This is a genomic window from Actinomadura rubrobrunea NBRC 15275, assembly GCF_001552235.1.
GTDB classification, from domain to species: domain Bacteria; phylum Actinomycetota; class Actinomycetes; order Streptosporangiales; family Streptosporangiaceae; genus Spirillospora; species Spirillospora viridilutea.
In genome coordinates this window covers 36,598-53,423 of record NZ_BCQU01000043.1, presented here as the reverse complement: position 1 = coordinate 53,423, position 16,826 = coordinate 36,598, and the positions used below count along the sequence as shown (strand labels likewise).

16 protein-coding genes are annotated in these 16,826 nt (G+C 74.4%); 3 read left to right on the top strand and 13 right to left on the bottom strand.

Annotated elements, in window-relative coordinates:
- The coding region (locus AR3_RS31140; RefSeq protein ID WP_245637892.1) for a hypothetical protein at positions 1 to 569 on the top strand (569 nt) is incomplete at its 5' end.
- Positions 570 to 586: 17 nt separating this feature from the next.
- Here the strand turns inward: AR3_RS31140 and AR3_RS15325 are convergent.
- From AR3_RS15325 to AR3_RS15300, 6 genes are all read right to left on the bottom strand, one after another.
- On the bottom strand, positions 587 to 1,297 hold the full coding sequence (locus AR3_RS15325) for an endonuclease/exonuclease/phosphatase family protein (RefSeq protein ID WP_067914763.1): 711 nt from the start codon (positions 1,295 to 1,297) through the stop codon (positions 587 to 589).
- Positions 1,294 to 2,247: an ROK family glucokinase gene (locus AR3_RS15320; RefSeq protein WP_067914761.1), complete on the bottom strand. Its 954-nt coding sequence runs from the start codon at positions 2,245 to 2,247 to the stop codon at positions 1,294 to 1,296. Before AR3_RS15320 ends, AR3_RS15325 begins: the two co-directional genes overlap by 4 nt.
- Positions 2,248 to 2,301: 54 nt before the next feature.
- Positions 2,302 to 2,736: a hypothetical protein gene (locus tag AR3_RS15315; RefSeq protein ID WP_067914759.1), complete on the bottom strand. Its 435-nt coding sequence runs from the start codon at positions 2,734 to 2,736 to the stop codon at positions 2,302 to 2,304.
- A 73-nt stretch (positions 2,737 to 2,809) separates the two neighbouring features.
- A complete protein-coding gene (locus tag AR3_RS15310) occupies positions 2,810 to 3,244 on the bottom strand; it encodes an SRPBCC family protein (RefSeq protein ID WP_067914758.1) in 435 nt (144 codons plus the stop codon).
- A 62-nt stretch (positions 3,245 to 3,306) separates the two neighbouring features.
- A complete protein-coding gene (locus AR3_RS15305; RefSeq protein ID WP_067914756.1) occupies positions 3,307 to 4,074 on the bottom strand; it encodes a metallophosphoesterase family protein in 768 nt (255 codons plus the stop codon).
- Between the two features lie 42 nt (positions 4,075 to 4,116).
- A complete protein-coding gene (locus tag AR3_RS15300) occupies positions 4,117 to 4,821 on the bottom strand; it encodes a copper homeostasis protein CutC (protein ID WP_067914781.1) in 705 nt (234 codons plus the stop codon).
- Between the two features lie 333 nt (positions 4,822 to 5,154).
- Between AR3_RS15300 and AR3_RS15295 the strand changes: the two genes are divergently transcribed.
- Complete coding sequence (locus AR3_RS15295; RefSeq protein WP_067914779.1) at positions 5,155 to 6,948, top strand: AMP-dependent synthetase/ligase; 1,794 nt, start codon at positions 5,155 to 5,157, stop codon at positions 6,946 to 6,948.
- Positions 6,949 to 6,985: 37 nt separating this feature from the next.
- Here the strand turns inward: AR3_RS15295 and AR3_RS15290 are convergent, their stop codons facing one another.
- From AR3_RS15290 to AR3_RS15265, 6 genes are all read right to left on the bottom strand, one after another.
- Positions 6,986 to 7,651, bottom strand: coding sequence for an SDR family oxidoreductase (locus tag AR3_RS15290; RefSeq protein WP_067914755.1), 666 nt, complete (start codon positions 7,649 to 7,651; stop codon positions 6,986 to 6,988).
- Between the two features lie 169 nt (positions 7,652 to 7,820).
- Positions 7,821 to 9,125, bottom strand: a complete 1,305-nt coding sequence (locus tag AR3_RS15285) for a DUF1996 domain-containing protein (protein WP_067914753.1) — start codon at positions 9,123 to 9,125, stop codon at positions 7,821 to 7,823.
- A gap of 31 nt (positions 9,126 to 9,156) precedes the next feature.
- Complete coding sequence (locus AR3_RS15280; RefSeq protein ID WP_227023014.1) at positions 9,157 to 9,795, bottom strand: DUF4142 domain-containing protein; 639 nt, start codon at positions 9,793 to 9,795, stop codon at positions 9,157 to 9,159.
- Between the two features lie 258 nt (positions 9,796 to 10,053).
- The gene (locus AR3_RS15275; RefSeq protein WP_067914749.1) at positions 10,054 to 11,547 is read right to left on the bottom strand and encodes an NADH-quinone oxidoreductase subunit NuoF family protein; all 1,494 of its coding nucleotides are present in this window, start codon (positions 11,545 to 11,547) and stop codon (positions 10,054 to 10,056) included.
- Positions 11,544 to 12,311 carry a ferric reductase-like transmembrane domain-containing protein gene (locus tag AR3_RS15270; protein ID WP_067914747.1) on the bottom strand — a complete coding sequence of 256 codons (768 nt, stop codon included), beginning with the start codon at positions 12,309 to 12,311 and terminating at the stop codon, positions 11,544 to 11,546. Before AR3_RS15270 ends, AR3_RS15275 begins: the two co-directional genes overlap by 4 nt.
- On the bottom strand, positions 12,295 to 13,698 hold the full coding sequence (locus AR3_RS15265) for a M23 family metallopeptidase (protein WP_169803842.1): 1,404 nt from the start codon (positions 13,696 to 13,698) through the stop codon (positions 12,295 to 12,297). Before AR3_RS15265 ends, AR3_RS15270 begins: the two co-directional genes overlap by 17 nt.
- 1,290 nt (positions 13,699 to 14,988) lie before the next feature.
- Between AR3_RS15265 and AR3_RS30610 the strand changes: the two genes are divergently transcribed.
- A complete protein-coding gene (locus AR3_RS30610) occupies positions 14,989 to 15,549 on the top strand; it encodes a hypothetical protein (RefSeq protein WP_146150197.1) in 561 nt (186 codons plus the stop codon).
- 86 nt (positions 15,550 to 15,635) lie between these two features.
- On the opposite strand, the gene AR3_RS15260 is transcribed toward AR3_RS30610, so the two are convergent.
- The gene (locus tag AR3_RS15260) at positions 15,636 to 16,769 is read right to left on the bottom strand and encodes a glycosyltransferase family 4 protein (protein ID WP_067914743.1); all 1,134 of its coding nucleotides are present in this window, start codon (positions 16,767 to 16,769) and stop codon (positions 15,636 to 15,638) included.
- Positions 16,770 to 16,826 lie beyond the last annotated feature (57 nt).

Sequence of the window (16,826 nt, the reverse complement as noted above, 5' to 3'; positions counted from 1 at the left end):
CCCCGGGCGGCGCGCGCGGCGCGCCGGGCGGCGCCCCGACCGCCACCGACGAGCCGCGCCCGGGCACGGGCCTGGAGGGCGCCGCCGAACGCGACGAGGACGCCATCTGGGCCGAGATCGTCGCGGGGTTCGACGCCGAACCGCAGGACGGGGCGACCCCCTGGCCCGAGCAGGAGGACATCCGCGACGAGCCGACCGGACGGCCCGGCGCGCTGAGCGAGGGCGAGGACCGCACCGGTCGGCTGCCGCACGCGCGGGTCATCAAGGCCGCGGACGTCACCGGACCGGCCGACGCCGCCGACGCCCCGGCCCCGTCCTCCGACGACGACGAGGGCCACTTCGTCCCTCCGCCCCCGCCGCCGCTGCCCAACCCGGACCCGCTCACCAAGGGCGCCTGGGGGGCGCTGGTCGGCGGGCCGCTCTACCTGCTGCTCACGGTGGTGATGGACTGGCACGTGCCCGGCTGGGCGGCGTTCCTGGCGGTCGCGGCGTTCATCGGCGGGTTCGTCACGCTGGTGCTGCGCATGGGCGACGAGCCCCGCGACCCCGACGACGGCGCCGTCGTCTGACCGCCGGCGCCGGGCTTTCAGGTGAGACGCAGCTCGGCGAGGACGGGGCGGTGGTCGGTGGCCGCGGCGTAATCCGCGGCCGCCGCCGGGTCGTCCGGAACGCCGCACGACACCACCTCGACGCCCGGGTCGGCGAAGACGCCGTCGATGCGCCTGCGGGGTGCGCGCGCCGAGAAGGTGAACTCCTCCCCCTTCGGCGCGACGGCGTAGGCGTCCTGGAACGCCTCGGCGAGCAGGGTCCAGGACGCCCCGCCGGGCTCCTCGTTGACGTCGCCCGCCAGCACGACGGGCGCCCCGTACCGGCGGCGGGCGCGTTCCAGCAGCGCCAGCACCTCGCCGGTGTGCGCGCGACGCGGCTCGTCCACCAGGTCCAGGTGCGTGCTCGCCGCGATGAGGCGTCCGCCGGACTCGAGCTCCAGCACGGCGACCGCGAGCCCGCGCCGGTGCAGGCCCGGCACCCGCGACAGCAGATGGTGTTCGCGGCTCACGCACCGGACGCGCGGCCCGGCCAGCACCGCCAGGCCCGCCGGGCGCCGGCCCGCCGCGACGGTCAGCCCGCAGCCGCGGGCCAGACGCCGCCGTTTGCGGCGCCACCCCCAGAACCGCGGCACCTCCTGCAGGCACGCCGCGTCCGGCCGCAGGGCGCGCACGACGCGCCCGACGGCCGCGGGGTCGTCCCGCAGCGAACGGAGGTTGTAACTGAGGATCCGGACCGTTCCCGCGCTCACCGCAGGTCGGTGCGGGCCAGGTCGGCGGCGCCGACGATGCCCGCGTCCGACCCCAGCTCGGCGATGCGGATCTCCGGCAGCGGACGGTGCCCGCGTCCGGTCAGCGCGTTGTGGAACGCTTCACGCGTCGGATCGAGCAGCAGGTCGCCCGCGTCCGACAGCCCGCCGCCGATGATGAACGCGCCCGGGTCCAGGATGGCGGTCAGGTCGGCCAGCCCCTGGCCCGCCCACTTGGCGACGGTGCGGAAGCACTCCAGCGCCGCCTTGTCGCCCTCCCGGGCCGCCTGAGTGATCTCCGGGCCGCTGATGCCCTCGGGACGGCCGTCGCCCAGCTCCAGCAGCCGCCCCGCCATCGCCGGGGCCACCCGCGCCAGCTCGCGGGCCTCGTGCACGAGCGCGTTGCCGCTGGCGTACTGCTCCCAGCAGCCGCGGTTGCCGCACCCGCAGCGGCGCCCGTCCGGCACGACCCGGAAGTGCCCGACCTCGGCGCCGATGCCGAACCGGCCCCGGTACAGCTCGCCGTTGAAGATGATGCCGCCGCCGATGCCGGTGCCCAGCGTGATCAGCACGATGAAGTCGTGCCCGCGGCCGGCGCCGTACCGCGCCTCGCCCCACGCGGTGGCGTTGCCGTCGTTCTCCACCACCACCGGCAGCCCGACCCGCTGCTCGACCTTCTCCTTGATGGGCTCGTCCCGCCAGGCCAGATTGGGCGCGAACAGCACGGTCGAGCGGGTCTCGTCGACGAAGCCCGCCGTGCCGAGCCCCACCGCCCGCACGCCCTCGAACTTGCCCTTGAGCAGGTCGACGACCTCGGCGATGACGTCGGCGATCTCCTTGGGGTCGGTGGAGGGGGTGGGTCGCCGCACCTTCTCCAAGATCCGTCCCCCGTCGTCGACCACCCCGGCGGCGACCTTCGTCCCGCCCACATCCACGCCGATGGTCAGGGCCATCTACCGTTCTCCTCCTCCTCGCGGCGCCCCGGACGCATGGAAAACCGTCCGGGTCTAGCCGATGTCGATAGGGTCCGCGGCGGCGCCGCGCCCCGGCCCTCGTGCGTCCGGGCCCGTCCGACCGCCGCGCGTGCGTTCGAACGCCGCCAGCACGTCCAGCGCGGCGGCCACCAGCGAGCGCCCCGCCTCCCGCACGTGCTCGGCCACGTCCGGCCCGGACTCGCGGGCCAGCACGATGGCCCGGCAGACCGGGCAGTCCCGGCACTCGGGCGCGCCGGTGGCGATGCGCGGCGGCTCATCCGGCCCGCGCCGCTCCTCCTCCCTCGCCTCGGCCGTGACGCGGGCCCACACGTCCCCGCCGTCGTCGGCGCCGCCGCGGTCGTCGCGCGGCGCGCCGCCGAGGGCGTCGCCGAACTCCCCGACCCGCTTGCGCAGCGCGCCGAAGAGCCGGATCGCCTCGTCGAGGACGTCGCCTGGCTGCTCGCTCATGAGAGTCATTTTCCACGGTCGCCGAAGGGAAACGCACCGCCGCCCAGGCCGGGGGCGGGGCGCCCCGGAGGGATCAGCCCTCCACGCGCCGTTTGAGGCCCTTGAGGGCCGAGTCGATGATCCGCTTCTCGGCCTTGCGCCGCACCATGCCGATCATCGGCACCCGCACGTCGACGGCCAGCTCGTAGGTGACCTCGGTGCCGCCGTCCACCGGGGCGAGCCGGTACGAGCCGTGCAGCCCGGTGACGACCGAGCCCTTGTCCACCAGCTCCCAGCGCACCTGCTCGTCGCCGTCCCACTGGTAGGCCAGGCCGACGGTGTCGCTGAACGGCCCGCCGTCGAAGGTCAGCCGGGCCCGGCTCGCCCGGCCGTCCGGCCCGGTCTCCTCCACCGTGACCTCGCGGATGCCGCTCGCCCAGCTCGGGTAGGACTCCAGGTCGGCGATCACCGCCATGATCTCGGCCCGGTCGGCCTCGATCGTGATGGAAGAACTCGTCCGGTCCGCCATCGCGCCTTCCTTCGCCTCGTCAGTCGCGGGGCCCCCGCCCGCGAGTCCACCGAAAGTATCCGTCACACCGACAGCGCGTAGGGCACCCCGGTGGCCCGGAAGTGCCCGACGTTGACGCACTCGGTGCGGCCGATGCGGACGCGCCGCGCGAGCGGCTGGTGGACGTGTCCGAACAGAACGTAGCGCGGCTGGGTGTCCCTGATCAGCTCGAGGACGGCCTCGCTGCCGCGTTCGAACCGCCGGGCCACGGTGTCGTACAGCAGCTCGGGCACCGCGGGCGGGATGTGGCAGCACAGCACGTCCACCTCGCCGACCGCGGCGACCTTCGCGTTGTAGGCGTCGTCGTCCAGCTCGTAGGGGGTGCGGTACTCGGTGCGCAGGCCGCCGCCGACGAACCCGAACCGCAGCCCGCCGATCTCGACGGTCTCCCCGTCCAGCACCCGATGCCCGTCGCGCACGTACTCGCCCCACATGTGGGGCAGGTCCACGTTGCCGTAGGTGAGGTAGGCGGGCGCGGGCATGGCCGCGAACAGCTCGGCGTACTGCCTGCGGACGGCGCGTTCGATGTGCGGCCACGCGCCGCCCTCCAGGGAGTCCCACATCCTGCGGGAGAACGCGCGCGCTTCGTCGAAGCGCTTCTGCGTGCGCAACGCGATGAGGTGGTCGGCGTTGTGCCGTCCGAACAGCTCCGCGAAGATGCCCTGCGCATGGTCGGAGTAGTCGATGAACAGGAGCAGGTCGCCGAGGCAGATGAGCGCGTCCGCGCCCTCCCCCGCACGTTTGAGGGCGTCCGCGCGGCCGTGGACGTCGCTCACCACGTGGATCCGCATGAGGCGACTTTAAAGGCGCCGCCCGCCGCGCGCGAGATCAGATCACGCGCCCTGCCGCGACGCGGCCGAGACCAGCGCGCGCCACTCGGCGACCAGGTCCGGGTCCACGGGGTTGTCCCAGGAGCCGTCGGCCCGCACCGCGGTGCCGACGTGGAACGCGGTGACGCCCGCGGCCGCCAGCGGGGCGATGTGGCGGCGGCGCAGCCCTCCGCCCGCCATGATCAGGGACGCGGCGGCCGGGCCCTCGGCGGCGCGCCGCACCAGCGTGTCCAGCCCGGCGTCCACGCCGCGCGGCGAGCCCGCGGTCAGCACCGTGTCGGGTCCGCCGTGCATGGCGCGCAGCGCCCGCCAGGCCGCGGCCGGGTCGGCGGCGTGGTCGATCGCGCGGTGGAACGTCCACGGCAGCGGTCCCGCGGCCGCGGCCAGCTTGCCGGTGGCGCCCAGGTCGGGCTGGCCGAACGGGTCGAGGAAGCCGAGCACGAAGCCGTCGGCGCCGCAGTCGCGCAGCCGCCGCGCCGCCTCCAGCAGCCGCGACAGCTCCCGCCCGGTGGTGCGGAACCCGGCGTTGGCGCGCAGCATGACCCGGATCGGCAGCGTCGTGGCGCGCCGCGCCTCCGCCACGACGTGCGGGTCGGGGGTCAGGCCGTCGGCGGCCATGTCGGCGACCATCTCCAGGCGGTCGGCGCCGCCGTCCTGCGCGGCGCGCGCGTCGTCCGCGCTCAGCGCGATCACTTCGAGCAACGCCATCGCCACGCCCCCGTCCCTTTTCCTGTGCGGTCGCGTTTCACCTGGTGAGCGTAGGCGAGGGCGGATGGGCTCGACCGCGGGACGACGCGGCCTTTGCCCGTCTGTTACTGGGGACGCGTCGGCCGCGCGGCGGCCTCGCCGCGGCGCGGACGACGGGCGGAAGCACGACACGACGGACGTTTTCCTACTCACGGGTACCCTTCGGGCCAGAGGACCCTGTACCGTCGTGCCCGCCGACCTTCGAGTTGTGATACGCAGTGTCCACCCCGCGGTCGGATCCGCACGGTTCCGACCCGCACAAACGCACCCGCACAGTTCGATCGAGGAGTGGCCGTGCGCGAGTTCAGCGTCCCCGCGATGGTGGAGGTCTCCGACTCCGCCAACCTGACCGACGCACCGTTCTCCCGGGCCGCCGACCGGCCCGGGCAGGTCATGCTTCGGCGCAAGGAGGGCGAGTCCTGGCGCGAGGTCACCGCCCGCGAGTTCGCCGCCGAGGTGACGCGGGTCGCCAAGGGCCTGGTGGCGGCGGGCGTGCGGCCCGGCGACCGGGTGGCCCTGATGTCGCGCACCCGCTACGAGTGGACGCTGATCGACTACGCCGTGTGGGCGGCGGGCGCGGTCACCGTGCCGATCTACGAGACGTCCTCGGCCGAGCAGGTCGAGTGGATCCTCTCCGACTCGGGCGCCGTCTGCGCGTTCGCCGAGACCGAGGCCCACGGCGCGACGATCGACGAGGTCCGGGGCAGGCTCCCGGACCTCAAGCACGTGTGGGTCATCGACTCCGGCGGCGTCGACGCCGCCGCCGCGCTCGGCGAGGAGCTGGACGACGCGGTGATCGAGGAGCGGCGCCGGTCCCGCACCCGCGACGACCTGGCCACCCTCGTCTACACCTCCGGCACCACCGGCCGCCCCAAGGGCTGCGAGCTGACCCACGGCAACCTGGTGCTCACCGCCCGCAACGCGGTGCAGGGCGCCATCGCCGAGGTCGCCGTGGACGGCAGCAGCACGCTGCTGTTCCTGCCGCTGGCGCACGTGTTCGCGCGGCTGATCCAGGTCGCCACCATCGAGGGCGGGATCGTCCTCGGCCACAGCGACATCGCCGGCCTGCTGCCCGACCTGGCCTCGTTCCGGCCGACGTTCCTGCTGGCCGTCCCGCGCGTGTTCGAGAAGGTCTACAACGGCGCCGAGCAGAAGGCCATCGCCGAGGGCAAGGGCAAGATCTTCAAGGCGGCCGCCGACACCGCCATCGCCTACAGCAGGGCGCTGGACGGCGGCCGCGGGCCGGGGCTGGGGCTGCGGCTGCGGCACAAGCTGTTCGACGCGCTGGTGTACAAGAAGCTGCGGGCCGCGGTCGGCGGCGAGGTGAAGTACGCCGTCTCGGGCGGCGCCGCGCTCGGCGAACGGCTCGGCCACTTCTTCCGCGGGGTGGGCATCACCATCCTGGAGGGCTACGGGCTGACCGAGACCACCGCCCCGGCCACCGTCAACCGGCCGAGCGCGCTGCGCATCGGCACCGTCGGCCAGCCGATCCCCGGCACCACCGTCCGCATCGCCGACGACGGCGAGGTGCTGGTCAAGGGCGTCAACGTCCTGCGCGGCTACTGGAACAACGAGGCCGCCACCAAGGAGGCCCTGGACGACGGCTGGTTCCACACCGGCGACCTGGGCGCGCTCGACGAGGACGGCTTCCTGCGCATCACCGGCCGCAAGAAGGAGATCCTGGTCACCGCGGCGGGCAAGAACGTCGCGCCCGCCCCGCTGGAGGACCGGCTGCGCGCGCACCCGCTGATCAGCCAGTGCCTGGTGGTCGGCGACGGCCGCAAGTTCATCAGCGCGCTGATCACCCTGGACGAGGAGGCGCTCGGCCCCTGGAAGGAGCGGCACGGCAAGCCCGCGGGCATGACGCTGGACGAGCTGCGCCGCGACCCCGACGTGATCGCCGAGATCGACGCGGCGGTGGCCGAGGCCAACAGGTCGGTCTCGCACGCCGAGGCGATCAAGAAGTACCGCATCCTCGGCGTCGACTTCACCGAGGCGGCGGGCCACATCACCCCCAGCCTCAAGGTCCGCCGCCACGCGGTGATGAAGGACTTCGCCGACGAGATCGAGGCGATGTACGAGGGCTGACGGCCCTCACGACGGAGCAGGCCGGCCCCAGAGCCGGTTAGAGGGGCGACGACAGGGCGGCGACGGCCTCGGCGACGGGGGTGTCGCCGCCCACGAGTTCCAGGGTGCGCCGGTTCACCGACGGGGCGTCCAGCAGGGCCGCGATCACCGCGGCGACGTCGTCGCGGGCGACCTCGGCGCGGCCGACCGGGGGCTCGGCCAACGTGACGCGGCCGGTGCCCGGGTCGTCGGTGAGCCGGCCGGGGCGGAGGATCACCCAGTCCAGGTCGCGGGCGCGCAGGTCGTCCTCGGCCTCGCCCTTGGCCTTGACGTAGGCGGCCCAGACCTCGTCGGCGCCCGGCCGGGGCGGCTGCCCGGCGCCCATGGAGGAGATCTGGACGAACCGCCGGACGCCCGTGCGCTCGGCGGCGTCGGCCATGAGGACCGAGGCGGCGCGGTCCACGGTGTCCTTGCGGGCGGCGCCGCTGCCCGGCCCGGCCCCGGCGGCGAACACGACCGCGTCGGCGCCGTCGACGTGCCGCGCGACCTCGGCCACGCCGACGCGCTCCAGATCGCACACGACGGGCTCGGCGCCCGCGGCCCGCACGTCGTCGGCGTGCGCGGGGTTGCGGAACAGGGAGCGCACCCGGTCGCCCCGGGCGGTCAGCAGCCTGGCCAGCCGCAGCGCGATCTTCCCGTGGCCTCCGGCGATCACAACGTCCATGCGGCCGATCCTAGGCGGACGCCCCTGGCGCGGCGCACAGCGCACGTCCTCCCGCGCGCCGTGCGGAGCGGCGCGCCCGCGCGGTGCGACGGCCGTACGACGCGGACGGCCGGTGGGGACGCCCCGCAAGAGCGTCCTCACCGGCCGTGCGTCCGAGGGCCGACGGCGGCTAGCTGCAGCGGCGGCCGCTGTTGATGCAGTTGACGACGGTCCGCATCAGGCTGTCGGGCATGACGTTGACGAAGTCGCCGTGGTCGGTCACCGGCTTGTGCGCCTGCTCGGGGAAGGAGTCCAGGGCGAACGCGAGCGGCCGGTTCGGCAGGTTGTAGCGCAGCGTCATGCGCAGCTGCGGGATCGCCCGGGTGCCGGCCGGGCAGGCGCCGGACTGGTCGGGGAACACCACGTGCGAGCGGTGGTTGGCGCTGTCGGTGTTCTGGCCGTCCCAGCAGCTGGGGAACTCCAGAATGCGGGTCAGCCGGCTGCCGCGGGGGCACAGCGGGTACTTGTCGGTGAACCCTCGGTTCTCCTGGCCGGAGCAGGTCCACAGCGCACGCGCGTTGGCGGTGCCGTTCGTACCCGCCTTGGCGTCACCGGTGATGACGCGCATGAACCTCGGCATCGCGACGACCTTGCTGCGGGGGTTGCCGCGGAATTCCATCCGCGCCTCCACTGGCAGCACGATCCGGCCGATGTTCCCGTCGGCCGCGCTCTCCGCCGCCGTCGGGGAGTCGTCCCGCTGGGTGCGGTTGCGCATCACGGGCCAGAAGTAGGCGGACTTGTCGCCTCGGGCGCACGTGGTGCCCGCCGCCGCCAGGCTCTCGTCGGTGGACTGCCCGTCGGTCGACAGATTGCCGACGTAGTCGTGGGTGTGGTGGGCGCCGTTCCGGACTCCGGGCGCCGTGATGAAGTTGTCGGGGTTGTGGTGCCGGTTCTGGTTGGTTCCGCAGCGCGACACGAACGTGCCGCGCGAGCCGTTGCGGCCGACGCGCGGCTGGTTGCGCCGCGGGGCCTGCGCGATCGGGGCGAAGTCGCCGCGGTTGGGACCGGGGACGACCCCCTGGCCCTGCCCTTGATCCTGGCCGCCTTGGCCCTGGCCTCCCTGGCCGCCCTGGCCCTGGTCCTGACCGCCTTGCCCTTGGTCCTGGCCGCCTTGGTTCTGGCCGTCCCCGGGGGCTCCGGTGCCCGGTGCCTGCCCGCCGGGAGCCTGGTCGCCAGGCGCCTGGTCGCCCGGTGCCTGCCCGCCGGGAGCCTGCCCGCCGGGCGCCTGGTCACCGGGAGCCTGGTCGCCAGGCGCCTGGTCACCGGGCATCTGCCCGCCGGGGTCGTTTCCGCCGCGCTGCCCGCCGCGCGGGTCGCCGGGCATCGCGGCGGCGGACCGCTCCCCGGGCGCCGCCCAGGCCACTGGCTGGGAAACCGAGGCCGCCACCAGCAGCGCTGCCGGAACGGCCACGGCGATGGCTTTCTTCTTGTGCATTGAGATCTCCCTTGAAAGCGGGGTCGGGGACCTATTTGGAGACGAGGGACTCCTCGGTGGCCAGACCCGTGCTCTCCAGCAATGTCAAATGGGTGTTGACGTAGCGCAGCGCACGCTCGGCGAAAGCGCGCATTTCGGTGTTCTTCGTCTCGGAGCGCACCCGGGCGATGGTCGGGAAGACCTTTCCGTGCGCGGTGCGCAGCCGCAGCACGAAGACCTTGTCGAAATCGGCCCCGGTCGCCTGCGACATCTCCCGCAGCCAGCCCTGCTGGTCGCGGTTGGGCTGGCTGGGCAGCAGCACGCCCAGCCGCTGGGCCGTGGTGCGGGTGTCGGCGTCCAGCTGCGCGTGCTGCTCGGCGATCATCTGGCCGACCTCCTTGACCTTGGCGCTGCCCGCCCGCTGCTGGGCCATCTGGCCCGCGGGGCCCTCCCACAGGCCGGCCAGGCGCACCTTGACCAGCAGGTCGCGGTCGAGCGGGCTCAGCGGCCCCCACCGGGTCTCGGTCGTGGCGCCGGTGAGCTTCCCGGACACGCCCGGCTCACCCGGCGGCCGCAGCACCACGAACAGCGCGGCCCCCACCGCGACGACCGCCACCGCGACCAGGAGCACCTGGCTGCGGCCGAAACGCCGCAGCACCCGAAGCTCCGCCGCTCCGTATGACTTTCCCACGCGATGTCCTTTCCTTTTCCAAGATCGCGTCGGTCGACCCGACGGGGGTCATCGATCGATACGCGCCCGCTCGGTTCTCCGGTTCATCCGAATCAGCTTTTTTCTGCGTCAACCGTTGCGGCTTTTCCGGGCAGCGTGAACGCACGCGCGAGCGCCGCGCGTGCGGTCGAGATGCGGTGTCATCGAGGCGGCACGGCCCGATGGCGGGCGGGCGGCGCGGTCGACGGGCGCCGGTCGCGCCGCCGCGCCGCCCGCGGGTCATGCCGGCGTCACCCGCAGGGCGAGGGCCGGGCACATCGCGATGGCGCGCTGCACGTCCCGCTCCATCCAGGTCGGGATCTCGTTGCCCAGCACCTGAGGGAAGCCGTAGCGGTCCAGCTGGATCAGCTCCGGGAGCAGGTACGCGCACAGGCCGTGGCCGTCGCAGCGCCCCCAGTCGATGGACACCTTGCCCTCGGTGCCCTTCGGGACGGGCAGCGGCAGCACCCCGAAGGTCTTCAGGCCGCAGTCGCCGCCGCGCATGTGCATCCGGATGTCGTCGACGAAGGTGTCCATCGCCGACAGCACGAACTTGGCGGTGCCGTCGGGGTGCGAGCAGGCGCCCCGGCCCCGTCCGATCCCGGCGGCGCGCCGCACGTCGTCCGGGATCGCCGCCCCGCCCATCAGCGCGTTCAGCGCGCGCACGATCTCCGGCAGGCCGAGGCGGCACGGGCCGCACTGCCCCGCCGAGTCGCGCGCCAGGTACGACGCGATGCGGGTGACCTCGCCCAGCGGGCAGGTGCCCTCGGCGAGCGGCACGATGATGCCCGCGCCGACCGTTCCGCCCACCTTCCGCATCCCCTTGCGGGACAGGACGGCCATGCCCACCTTCTGCAGGTCCAGCCAGATGCCGTGGTAGCCGCCCACGAGCACGGCCTGGTAGGGCGGGACGTCGCAGTAGTCCAGGACGGTCTGCAGCGGCGTGCCCAGCGGCGCCTCCACCACCTTGGTGCCGCCGATGGTCAGCAGCGTCGTGCCGGGCTCGTCCTCGGTGCCCGCCGACGCGTACAGGTCGGGTCCGAGCGAGGTCAGCACCGCGAGCTGCGCGAACGTCTCGGTGTTGGACAGCAGGGTCGGGCAGCCGTCCACGCCGCGCTCGGCCGCGCGGACCTTGCGGGTCGGCGGCACCGGCCGCTCGCCGTTGATGGCGTTGATGACGGCGCCGGCCTGCCCGGAGATGAACCGCTCGGTCAGCAGCACCACCCGGGCCGGCATGCGCCGTTCGGTGATGGCGGCCCGCACCGAGCGGGCGGCCTCCTCGCTCTCCACCGCCACCACGATGCGGCGGGTGCCCAGCGCGGTGGCGGCGATCTCGGCGCCGTCCAGCACCAGGTGCGGGGCCCGGGTGAGCAGCACCTTGTCCTTGTAGCTGGCGGGCTCGCCCTCCGCCCCGTTGACCACCACGACCGCGTCCTCGCTGTCCCGGCGGCCGTCCTGCTCCTCGCCGGGCAGCAGGTTGGCCGGGTCGGCGGACGGGTACCGGATGCGCGACGCGACGGCCATGAGCTTGCGGGCGAACGGGAAGCCCGCGCCGCCGCGGCCCCGCAGGTCGACCTGTTCGCACATCTTCACCAGGTCCTCCAGCACCGGCGTGTGCAGCTTGCCGTGCACGGCCAGGTGCCGGCTGAGGTCCAGGCGATCGAACCGGTCGAAGCCGAGCGTCAGCCGTGGGCCGCCGATGTTGCCGACGGTGATCGCGGAGGTGGACGTCATCGCACCGTTTCACCACCCCGTGCACCCGCCTGAGGCACGGACATCGGGTCGGCGACGCCGGGCGCCTGCGCCATGGTGCGCTGCGCGACGGTGGACGGGTCGGTCAGGTCCTGGCCGACGTAGCGGATCTCGCGCGGCTTGCCCGCCGCGAACAGCCGGGTGACCAGGCCCAGGAAGACGGCGCCGGCGCACAGGATGTAGCTGAGGTTCACCCAGTTGGCCGCCGCGCGCCCGGCGGTGAGACCGTGGATCAGGGCCAGCGGCCAGGCGACGTAGGCGACGGCGTGCATGGAGCGCCACAGCCACGGCGCGCCGCCGCGGAAGGCGAACCGCACCCGCAGCACGCCGGTCACCCCGAGGAAGATCATCATCTCCATGGCGAGGGTGCCGAGGCCGATCGGCCCGAAGCTGGGGATGACGATCTGCGCCGGGGAGGCCAGCCCGCCCAGCACCTTCACGGTGAAGTGCGCGATCACGCACGTCACCGACAGCAGTGAGGCCGCCCGGTGCACGCCCTGGATCAGCACGCGGTGCCGGATGTGCAGGATGAACCGGTCGGTGGCCAGCAGGCCGGTGACCACCGCCGCGGTCAGCGTCAGCAGCGTGAACACGCCCACGTAGTAGTTCAGGAACGCCTGCACCCGACCGGCCGCGGCGGCTCCCGGAGGGGTCGCCGCCCCCACCAGTACCAGCACCGAGGCGAGCGCGATGGCCCACAGCGCCCAAGACGGCAGGACGGGCTCGTCGCTACTGCGGATCTTCACTGGTCGAACTCCTCTTCGGTGTTGCGGAAGGCGCGGGATTCTCCTGGTCGGTCTCGGACTTCTTGCCGCCGCCCTTGCCGTTGCCGCCCTTGCCGGACTCGCCGCCCTCGTCCTGGCCCGGCGGGATCTCCTCGTCCTCGGGCGGCACCGGGCCGAGATTGGCCAGCAGGCCGCCGGGGAGCACCTGCATCAGCCCGCGCTGGGCGAACCCCAGCAGCGGATCGGCCTGCTCGCGGAACGTCCAGCCGCCGATCCGCGCCCCCTCCAGCGGCACCGCCTCCTCGCCGCGGCGCAACCCGAACTGCACCTCGGCGCGCGGGGAGGGCGCGCCGCCGCAGGGCCGCGCGGTCCCGGTGCGTCCCAGCGGGGCGCCGCGCCGCACCAGGCTGCCGTCCCGCTGGGGGGTGACCGCGGTCACCCGGTAGTACGCGCTGGCCAGACCGCTGTCGTGCACCACCATGACCAGCGCGTTGCCCGCGTTGTCGCGGCAGAAGCGGTAGACCCGGCCGTCGCCGGCGGCCAGCACGCGCCCGTCGCCTCCGGAGAAGGCGAGCGTGCCCAGCGGCCGCCCCGGCTGCGCGCCGCCGTCGGCGGCGGTGCCCATCGTCCAGATGTCGCCGATCTTCCAGGGCAGCATGAGCCGGTCGCCGACGCGGGACCCGTTGGTCGCGGCGGCGGCCTGCTGGGCGGTGATGCCGCTGAAGCGCGCCAGCGCCCGCGCCTCCTCGGGCGGCATCACGGAGGCGGGCATGCGGCCGAGCTGGGCGGCGAACGCGCTGGAGCCCGACAGCGCGGTCTGCCAGCGTCCCAGCGACCAGCGCGCCACGAAGAACGCCACCTCGGGCATCGTCGAGCGGTTCTGCGGCACCGGGATCACGGTGGTGCCGAACGCCCATGTCCGGTCGGGGCTCATGCGGATGGTGGCGACGATGGGCTGCCCGGTCACCTCGGCCCCGTAGGCCAGCCGGGCGGCCGGGCCGCGCTCCTGCAGGGTGACGCGGCGGATCTGCGCGGTCAGCGTCTCCACGTCGGGCGCGGCCGGCGCGGACGCGCCGGGGGTCTGCGCGGGGCGCTGCGAGGGCTGCTCGCGCTGCGGTCGGGTCGTCTTGTCGCGCTCGTCGGGCAGCGCGCCCGCCGACCCGGCCTGCTGCGGCGTGCCGATGGGGCCGCCTTCGATGACGGCGCGCTCCACGACAGCCAGCAGGGAGAGGCCGACGACGACGGACAGGGTGAGCGCGCCCGCGCTCAGCCGGTCGGTCTGCCCGAGCTTGATCCGCGGGCGCGGTGCGGCGGGCCGGGCGTCGTCCCGGCGCCGTGCCCGGTCCGACGGACGCCCGCCTCTCCAGGCGCGGCGCTCGCTCTTGCCGCGCGGCCCGGGCGAGAACACCCTCTCCTCGCGCGTCGCGCGCGCCGGGGCGCTGTCATCGAACGCACGGTCATCGAACGCACGGTCATTGAAGGCACGGTCATTGAAGGAACGGTCATCGAACGCACGCGGCCGCGCCCCGAGGTCGCGGCGAAGCGGCATGACGCGCGGGCCGGACGCCGGGCCCGCAGGGCCGGCCGCCGCGCCGACCGCGCCGGAGGCGAGGCCGCCCGGTTCCGAGGCGAACGCCCGCGGCCGCAGTCCTCGGGCGGTGAGGTCCTCGGTGGTGTCGAGGTCGCTGTCGAATCGCCCGCCGGCCGGGAAGCGGGAGCTGGGGTGCTCTGCGGGCGAGCGCCGCTCGCTGAGGGGGCGCATGGGTGCGCGCCGCTCGCGCCGGGGCGGTTCGGTCGCGGGCCGCTTCAGCGGTGCGCCGAGGGACGGTGCGGACGGCCCACGAGGACTCGCTTCGTCGAGGAGCGTCTCTTCCGATGAACGCTTGCCGAACAGCCATTCCTCGGCCACGCCGTCCGACCCGGAACGCTGCGACCGCGCCCGCTGCCGCTGCTGCGGCCGCCGGCTCCGGGAGCGCCGGCCTCCGCCCGGCCGGTCCTCCCAGAAGCGCGCGTACGCGTCCTGCGAGGTCGCAGAGGTCTCCTGCGGAGACACGCGAGTCGCCTGCGGCGACGCATGGGTGAAGCCTTGAGACGCATGCCTGCCGTCGCGTTGCGCCATGCCCCTCTCCTGTGGAAGGGAGGCGGAGCGCTCGGCGAACGAGGGCACAGGTCCGCACCGCACCGGGCCCGCTCATACCCGGCGCTGGTTCCCTGAGACAGTGCGGCCGCCACCGTGGGAGCCCGCTCTGCTCCGGTGGCGTCCGGGGGCCTCCCCTCCTCGGGGCGGGCCCGCACCCACGGAGCATACGCCCCATGAGCCACTTGGATGCGCATCGACGACAAAATTTCCATCTCCGCCGATGCCATACGCACGAGTCCGGCGAGCGGTTCGGGCATGTCGGCGGCCACGTCCGGCCCGCCGCGCGACCGCCGGACGGTTCGGCGAGCCGCGCGAATGAGACGAGGATCACGTTCGGGCCGCCCCGCGCGGGCGGCGGGCCGCGCGCTCCCAGGACCGCCCCGAAGGCGACGTCGCCCCAGGCAGGTCGGCGATCCGCCGGTCGCGGCCGGTCGCATCGGGGCTTAGCACCGTCTGATTTATCCCTTAAGTGGCCCATAACAGACTTCGCGGCGTCGTCCGGCCGGCCTAGCGTCGACGCCGTCATCGGCCGCCGACACGACCGGAGGAGGTGCCCCGATGAACGATCACCGCAGCGGGGAGGCCCACCCCTTCTCCCGCACCGTCGCGGCCGAATGCCGGGGTCTCGCCCCGGACTCCCGTCCGCGCACCGCCGATCCCCCCGACCCGGCCCGTTTCCGCCGGGCGCCCGCCTCCAGCACCTCCCCCACTCAGGGCGCCGAGGCCGGCATCGCGGGGATCACCCGTCCTCCTCGACACGGGCCGCGTGCACCTGGTCGACGGGAGCCGGGGCGTCCCCACCCTGTCGCCTCCCTTCGCGCGGGGGACGGCCCCCGCGCCCCCGCGGCGGCCGCGCGGCGGATCTCCGCTCCGCCGACGGCCCGCTGCGCTCGTCCGGCCGACCGGTTCCGCGGCGGACGCCCCGCAGACGGCGCGGCGGCGGGGAACCGCCGCGGAACCGGCCCCTCCTCTCCGCCTCCGGGCGACGCGACCGCCGTCGGCGCCGTCGGCATGGCGGGCGCCGCGGACCTCGCGCTCGGGGGCACGGCGACCCTGTCGTCCACCGGGACCCTGTCGTCCACCGGACGGCGCCGGCACGCGTCGGCCGCCGGACGATGAGCCCGCGGGGCCGTCCGTCGGCGCGCTACGGGCGGCCCCGCGCGACCAGGTCCATTTCGGCGTCCACGTTCGGCGTGCGACGGTGACTACGGCCTGAGCAACGCGTCGAGACGCGCCGCCTGGACCTCCCACCGCCACTCGGTCTCCACCCAGTGGCGTCCCCGCTGCCCCATCTCCCGTGCCTTCCCGGGGTCGCGGAGCAGGTCCACCAGGGCGGCGGCCACGGCCGCCACCGAACGCCCCGGCACCACCACGCCCGTCTCGCCGTCCAGAACGGCGTCGGGCGCTCCACCGGAATCCCCCGCGACGACGGGCAATCCGGTGGCGGACGCCTCCAGGTAGACGATCCCGAGGCCCTCGACGTCCAGTCCCCGGCGGCGCGTACGGCACGGCATGGCGAACACGTCGCCCGCGTCGTAGTGGGCGGGCAGCTCCTCCCACGGCACGCTGCCGGTGAACACCACCGCGCCGGCCACGCCGAGAGAATCGGCCATGCGCTCAAGGCGCGCACGGTACGGCCCCCCACCGACGAGCAGCAGCGCCGCGTCCGGAACGGCGCGCATCACCCGGGGCCAGGCATGGATGAGCGCGTCCTGCCCCTTGCGCGGCACCAGCCGCGACACGCACACCACGACGGGCCGTCCCGTCAGGCCGTACCGCTTCCGGATCTCCTCACCCCCCGCCCCAGGGAAGAAGACCTTCTCGTCCACCCCTGGTGCGAGACGCGCCATGCGGGCGGCGGCGGCAGGGGACAGCGCCTTGGCCATACGCGAGCGCGTGTACTCCCCCAGATACGTCAACACGTCGACGGTGTCGCCGATACGGCGCAACACCCGCCGCGCCACGGGCAGCGCCGCCCATCCGGCCTCGTGCCCATGGGTGATGCCGACGAAGCGCTCCGCCCCGTATCGGCGCAACGGCGAGGCGAGCAACCCCAGGGGCGCCGCAGCCCCGAACAGCACCGAATCGCACCCCTCGGACCGGACGAGCTCCCCCGCACGGCGCAGCACGCTCGGCTCCGGCAGCATCAGCGACGTGGGATGCCGCACCACCGGGAACGGCTGAGCCGCGTCGAAGGCCGCCGCCCCCTTCCAGGCGGGGGCGTACACCACGACCGAACCGGCCGGGCGCCGCAACGCCAGGTTGTGCACGAACGCCTGGATGCCGCCCGGTCGCGGCGGGAAGTCGTTGGTGACGACGAGGGTGCGCGTGGAATCCATCGGCCTGTCCGTCGGTCTGGTGGCAGGAGGCGAAGTCTGGCGGCAAGAGGCGAAGTC